This window comes from Paenarthrobacter sp. PAE-2 (assembly GCF_026013155.1).
GTDB classification, from domain to species: Bacteria; Actinomycetota; Actinomycetes; order Actinomycetales; family Micrococcaceae; genus Arthrobacter; species Arthrobacter ureafaciens.
Genome location: NZ_JAPDNV010000072.1, coordinates 1 through 6,384, shown reverse-complemented (window position 1 = coordinate 6,384; position 6,384 = coordinate 1). Strand labels below are relative to the sequence as shown.

5 protein-coding genes are annotated in these 6,384 nt (G+C 61.1%); all 5 read right to left on the bottom strand.

The window, feature by feature from the left end:
* Positions 1 to 407 precede the first annotated feature (407 nt).
* The 5 genes from OCL88_RS20595 to OCL88_RS20575 all read right to left on the bottom strand — a co-directional run bounded on the left by OCL88_RS20595 (position 408) and on the right by OCL88_RS20575 (position 6,126).
* A complete protein-coding gene (locus OCL88_RS20595) occupies positions 408 to 1,418 on the bottom strand; it encodes a 2-hydroxyacid dehydrogenase (protein ID WP_264963783.1) in 1,011 nt (336 codons plus the stop codon).
* A gap of 89 nt (positions 1,419 to 1,507) precedes the next feature.
* Positions 1,508 to 2,386, bottom strand: coding sequence for an SMP-30/gluconolactonase/LRE family protein (locus tag OCL88_RS20590; RefSeq protein WP_021474679.1), 879 nt, complete (start codon positions 2,384 to 2,386; stop codon positions 1,508 to 1,510).
* Between the two features lie 102 nt (positions 2,387 to 2,488).
* Positions 2,489 to 3,634 (bottom strand): mandelate racemase/muconate lactonizing enzyme family protein, encoded by a 1,146-nt coding sequence (locus OCL88_RS20585; RefSeq protein ID WP_264963782.1) that lies wholly within the window; start codon positions 3,632 to 3,634, stop codon positions 2,489 to 2,491.
* An 89-nt stretch (positions 3,635 to 3,723) separates the two neighbouring features.
* Positions 3,724 to 4,437 (bottom strand): gluconate 2-dehydrogenase subunit 3 family protein, encoded by a 714-nt coding sequence (locus tag OCL88_RS20580; RefSeq protein ID WP_264963781.1) that lies wholly within the window; start codon positions 4,435 to 4,437, stop codon positions 3,724 to 3,726.
* Between the two features lie 18 nt (positions 4,438 to 4,455).
* Positions 4,456 to 6,126, bottom strand: coding sequence for a GMC family oxidoreductase (locus OCL88_RS20575; protein WP_021474676.1), 1,671 nt, complete (start codon positions 6,124 to 6,126; stop codon positions 4,456 to 4,458).
* Positions 6,127 to 6,384 lie beyond the last annotated feature (258 nt).

Here is a 6,384-nt window from a genome sequence, read left to right as displayed (position 1 = left end):
GAACACGCCGGTTTGGACAACGTCAGAACCGGCGGCTGAACAAGGCAGGAATCCCGTCAGCACGGCGACCGTGGGCGGTCCCGGACCACAACAGGCCCGGGACCGCCCATCCGTGTAAGGTCCCAGAGACATCAATCTTACCTGAGTTTACTTACTTGCTCATCCTAAAAGGACAAGCTGCAGGTCCAGAAGGATTGTTTACCGGCCGACGAGGTCTTCGGCCGAGGCAGGACCGCGCTGCGGGTCGCCGACGATGCACTCAGCCTGCATGGTCATCCCGGTACCTCAGCTTTTTGGCAATCAAAGCGATTTATTCCGGGTGAGCGCCGCCGGTAGTGCTCAGGGAACCGCAGGGGAAGCTCCTCCACCGGTGTCCGGACCCGCCCGGTTCGCGGCGTCATCGTAGTTCACGATGCCGGTTCCGCAGCGGAACAGGATGGGCCCGTCATCTCGACATTCCGCACAGGCTGGCCGGCGGCAAGCCGGTTGATATTTTCAATGATTTCCTGGGATCGTCCTCTGAAAGTCTCTTCGGTGACCGCCGAGGAGTGCGGCGTCATGATGACGTTGTCCAAGGATTCGAAGGGCAGTGTGCTTGATTTTCCGACGCCGCCGGGTCCGGGATACCGATACCAGACATCAATGGCTGCTCCGGCAATGCGGTGATGTTTCAATGCGGAATAAAGAGCTTTTTCCTGCACAACGGGACCGCGTGCCACATTGACCAATAGGCCTTCGGGTCCCAATGCGTCCAACTGGGTTGCTCCGATGATCCCAGCGGTCTCGGGCGTCAGAGGAGTACTGATCACGAGAGCGTCAGAGTCGCTCAGGGCCGTGAGCAAATCCTCGTTGGATCCGGCCCCCCGGAGCCCGTGTGCTTTCGCGGCGACTGATCCTGTCCGGGTCACGGCGATGCCTTCGGCGCCGAAGGACTGCAGGAGCTTCCATGAGGCGGCCCCGATGTGACCAAAGCCGAGGAATGTCACAACCGCACCCCTGAGCGTTTTGGGCTGAGGCAGGCCGCGGCGATAGACGCTTGAGTGCCACTTGCCTTTCCGCAAGGCTGCGTCCTGGGCGATGAGGTCGCGCCGGAGTGCGACGAGGACGGTGGCCACGTATTCGGCGATCGATCCTTCATGGTGGAAGGTGTTGGCGCACACAGCTTCTGTGTTGAGGGCCTCCGGCTCGATTCCGTCGAAGCCGGCGCCGGCGGTATGAATCAGCCGGAGTCTATTGGCTCCTGCTCCCATTGCCTTGGTCAGGCGCGGTCCGACGAAGACATCGGCGTCGCGGAGCGCGGACAGTACGCCGGGATCGTCCCAGGATCTGTGCCAGGAGATGGCCGTTCCCGGGGCAAGTCCCAGTTCAAAGGCGGGGCGGTGGACGATGAGGCTAGCGTCGGCGATGACGATTTTCATAGTCTCGTTTCCTAGGGCTTATTACTGGACGTGCCTTTCGCCCGGTGGCTCTGCACCATCCCGGCACTATCTCCCAGTATGGTGAAGGCCTATCCGCGGAAAGAGTACGGGGGTCTTCCTGTCACGCCCGGCTCCAGAACGAAGATTGCACCTGCATGGGGCTGGTCCTGTAGCTGCCGGGGCGTCAGGCCGTTGCGCGCTGACGTGATGAATAACTGATTGAGAGCGGGGCCGCCGAAGGCGACACTGGTCGGCCTGCTAACGGGCAAGTCGAGTGTTTCCAGCAACACGCCTTCTGGGCTGAAGCGCTGGACACAGCCCCCGTCCCACATGGCCACCCAAATGGTTCCCTCGGCGTCGACCGCCATTCCGTCCGGCGTGGCGACAGGATGGGGCAGATCCACCAGAACGCGGCCGTTGCTGATCTGGCCTGTTTCGATATCGAAATCGTAGGCATCCAGCCTTCTGGTCGACGAATCGGTGAAGTAGAAGGTTTGGCCGTCCGGCGACCAGTCCAGGCCGTTTGAAATAGAAACGTTCTGGCGTACCGGGGTCACGCAGAGTGTGCTGCTGATTCGGTAGAGGCTCCCGGCCGATGGTGAAAGGTCCGTGGCCATGGTCCCGGCCCAAAGACGGCCGGCGGGATCACACGCGCCGTCATTCATCCGATTACCGGCAATGTCGGACTCAACCGGGACGGCGAGCTCGAAGGCGTTCCCATCGGGGTGGATGAAACCGATTCCGTCGCGTACTGCGCACACCAGTCCCCCTGACTGGCGCCGCGCCACCATGCCAACCGGCTGGCCGACATCGATGCTGCGGTCCAGACCCGATGCGGGATCGAGCATGTGAATCCTGCCGGCGAAGATGTCAACCCACAGCAGTTCCTGCCGCTGCTCGTCCCACCACGGCCCCTCGGCAAGATCCGCTCCGGCATCGATGGCAATGTCGACGTGCCTGCTTTTCATAATCAGGAATCTCCAAAAGGCGGTGTTAGTCCGGTGCGGTCAAGGGGTTCTGGTGTCGCGCGTTTGCCCGAAGCGCGACACCAGCGTCACCGCTTATGTTGATTACGCAGCCGAGGCGAAACGTGCGTCGGTCAGCGTGTATTTTTCCAATGCTCCATCTGCGAATTCGATGCCCAGCCCTGGAACTTCACGTGCTTCAACGTATCCCCCCGTGGCTGTCAGGGGCTGTTCCAGCAGCCCGTCCCAACCGGGGCCCCCGTAGGCGTCAAATTCGATCATTGGCGCATTTTCGCAGCTGAGAATCGTATGGAGCCCTGCGGCCAGTGCCACCCCGGTTCCGGAGCTGCAGGCAATGTGGGGGACGCACCACAGGTTCCAAGAGCTGGCCATATCGGCCACCCGCTTGCATTCGGAGATTCCGCCGACACTTGTGCAGTCCGGCTGCAGGACATCAAAGGTCCGCTTGCGCAGAAGGTCGAGGTACTCGTAGCGGGTAAGCAGCGATTCGCCGCCGGCGAGTTTGAGCGATACCCGGTCAGAGAGCCAGGAATGATCGTCGATGTACTGGGTGAGGCTGCGGGAAAGAATGGGTTCTTCCAGCCACAACACGCCCAATTGCTCGAGTTCGGTGGCAAGGGTGAGCGCCTCCCGGCGGTCAAAGGCCATGTTCGCATCGACCATAATGTCAATGTCGGGACCGACTGCATCGCGGACGCGAGCGACCATGTCCACGCCCTTGCTCAGACTCGGACCATTGCGCAGCTTCATGGCGAAGAAACCCTGCTCAACGGCGGCTATAGACTCTTCCACTATTGCCTCGGTCGGCTTCAGGGACGGCGCGTAGTACGCTTTCACCTTCGACTTGGAGGCTCCCAGGAGACGGTAGACAGGCTGGTTGCTGGCCTTGCCGAGAAGATCCCAGAGGGCGATGTCAATGCCACTCAGCGCGTAGGTCTCGATTCCGCGGCGGCCCCACATGTGTGTGGCATTGAGCATGTCCTGCCAGATGGACGCAACGTCCAGTGGGTCACGCCCGATGAGCATTGGACCCAGCTGGTGGTTGATGATGGGACCCACTGTGGGGAAGTATTCGGCTGAGAATCCGGCCTCACCGATCCCTTCGATACCTTCGTCGGTTTTTACCCGGACAATGATGCCGCCTTTGACGTTCACTTCCATCGCGCCCCAGCGGAGCGGCTCATCCAGTGGCACCCCGACGGGGAAAGCCTTTACCTCTGTTATCTTCATGCTCTTAGGTCCTTTCGCGGGTGTCGCGAATTCTGCCGACAGGCGGCCCGGCACTTCGGGAAATGCCGGGCCGCCGTCCGTGTTTAGGGTTAGTGGTCTCGGGGAACAGACTCGTTCAGGTGCGGGATCAGGTCGTACCAGTCGTAGTCGCCGTCATAGAAGTACTCCGTGGTGTCGTAAGTCCCGTCCATGGTGTCCTTGAGCGATTTCGGACCCGGGAATCCGATGGTTTTCCACCCCATCTGATCCTTGTTGCCGCCGTACACCGGGTCGCCGTAGAAGCCTTGGCGGGTGTGCAGGCACAGCGTGTCAAAGAACGGAAGGTTCTCATCGAACGATCCCTGGAGGAACGTCGTGACGGGTTCCTTGGTGCCCAGGGTGACCTTGATTGGCTTGGGAGCCCCTGAAAGGGCAACCAGCACCTGGTCCTGCTGTTCCTCGTTCAGGTCGACGAAGTTCTTTCCGTCCAAGTTCCGCGCGATGGCGTCCAAAGTCTTGACGCCTTCGCGGTAAAGCTCCTGCATCTTGAACTGCCGGCCACGCCACGCGTCGGCATGCTTTCCTGACAGCTTCAGGAACCCCGAGCCGTCCGCTGCCGCGAAAATATAGCCGATCCCCGACACGTACCGGTCGATGAAGACGACCACCCGGGCTTCCCTGGCCCCCGGGTCCTGGTCAGTGGGCATGATTCGCGCGGTTGCCGCCTCGACCGTGTTCCATTCGTGTTCGGTGAAGAAGTACCGCTCCGTCGAATCCGGGTCCACGGGTTCGCCGACGATTTCCCATTCTGATTTCAGTGTCATTTCAGCGTGTCCTTTCCGTCAGGCCGGCTGGGCGAGCCGTTCGACCCGGCCCTTGGAGTAGGTGGTGGCGATATAGTCCGAGCAGCGCCAGGCGTTGGCCATCATGGTCAACGTGGGGTTCACGCCCGTAGCGGTTGGGAAGCCGGAGCCGTCAACAACGAACAGGTTGTCGACGTCGTGAGACTGGCCCCATTCATTGAGCACACTCTTGGACGGGTCTACGCCCATGCGGGCCGTGCCGTGCTGGTGGCAGGTATTGCCGGTCATCTTGTCAAGGTAGACCGGGACCGTCTTACGGGCACCGGCAGCTTCGAGGATTTCGGCGTTTTTGTCCACCTGCCATTTGCCCATGGCGATGTCGTTGGCATGTGGCCGGTGGGTAATGCGGGCAACGGGCAGCCCCCAGGCGTCCTTAACTGTTGGGTCAAGGTCGACCCGGTTTGATTCCACGGGCATGTCGTGGAGGATCAGGCCGATCTTCATGGCGTAGTTGTAATAGTTTCGGTCCGCGTCCTTGAGGGCGTCACCCCAGGTGGGGCGGCCCGGGAAGACCCAGTTGACTGGGTGACAGGTTTGCGAGGCTGAAATGATGCACCCGCCGATGTGGCCTCGGTTTTCATCAGTTTCGTAGAATTCCAGGGATCCGCCGGAGATGTAGTTACCGGCAAAGCCGTTCAACGGCTCGTCGATCTCGTTGTCGAACAGCCCGACGGCGAACAGGTATTCGTGGAATGTTGCATTCTTTCCCACCAGACCGGAGCTGTTCCCCAGCCCATCCGGGAACTGCGCAGAGCGGGAGAGCAACATCAGGCGAGCAGATTCGATGGCGCCCAAGGCAAGGATGACGACCTTGGCGTCCTGCTCGACCTCATTTCCGTCCGGGTCAACATAGAGGACGCCGGTGGCCTTGCCGTCTTTGCCGATCTTCACTTCGCGGACGAAGCTTTCTGCGCGGACCTCAAAGTTTCCCGTAGCCAGTGCGTCGGGGATGAAGGTGGTCAAGACGTTGGACCGGGCGCCGGAGGGATCACCGTACTGGTTCCAGAAACTGGTTTTGTTGAACGGGTCGCGTCCGTTGTGGTTGTTGGTGACCATCGCATGGGGGATCGGGAATGCGTTGATACCCATCTTGTTGCACGCGTCATAGAAGCGTTTTCCGTAACGGGTAGGACGCAGGGGCGGGCTCGGGTAGCCCTTGGAACGGTATGGCTCGTACTTATCGGCCCCAGCGATGCCTGAGACTCCGAACGCCCATTCAACTTTCGTCAGGTAGGGTTCCAGGTGCTCGTATCGGAACGGCCAGTCGGCCAGGTTCATGCCGTCGATATCGCCGTGGAGGGAGCGCAGCATGAAGTCGGATTCCCGTGGCCTGGGCACCCAGCCCGCCCAGTGGTTCGTTCCGCCGCCGACCATCTGGGGGGTTGGGGAGAACGAGAACGGCTGCGCCACTTCATCCTCGGCATAGCGGAGGGTTCGCGGGAACAGTGTTGGGTCGGGCCACATGTAATTGCGGTTGACGAATTTCAGCTCGTCTCCGGAGTAGTGTTCGTGGGCGCGAAGCCAAGGGCCCCGGTCAAAGCCGACCACTTTGAGCCCTGCCTCGCTCAAGACTTTCGCCGCCGTGCCGCCATTGGCACCCAGTCCGACGACGACGGCGTCAACGGCTTCAGGCTTCTTCGTTGTAGCCACTGCGATTCTCCTAAATTCGATGACGGCACCACGTGCCGTCCACACTTTCTGTCTTTTTCAGTTCTCCGCTGCAGGAGCTGGTGCTGCGCGGTGGGCCGCGTACCACCCACTTCCCGGGAACGCGGCCCGTCCACACACTCCGCAGGTCACACGTACTGTATGGCTTCTGCCTGGGGTTGGCGGCATCCGCTATGAGACGGACGCGCCGGTTTCGTATCGCGTGCCGGCCGGGTCGCCGGTCAGGTCTGTCGCGTGGTT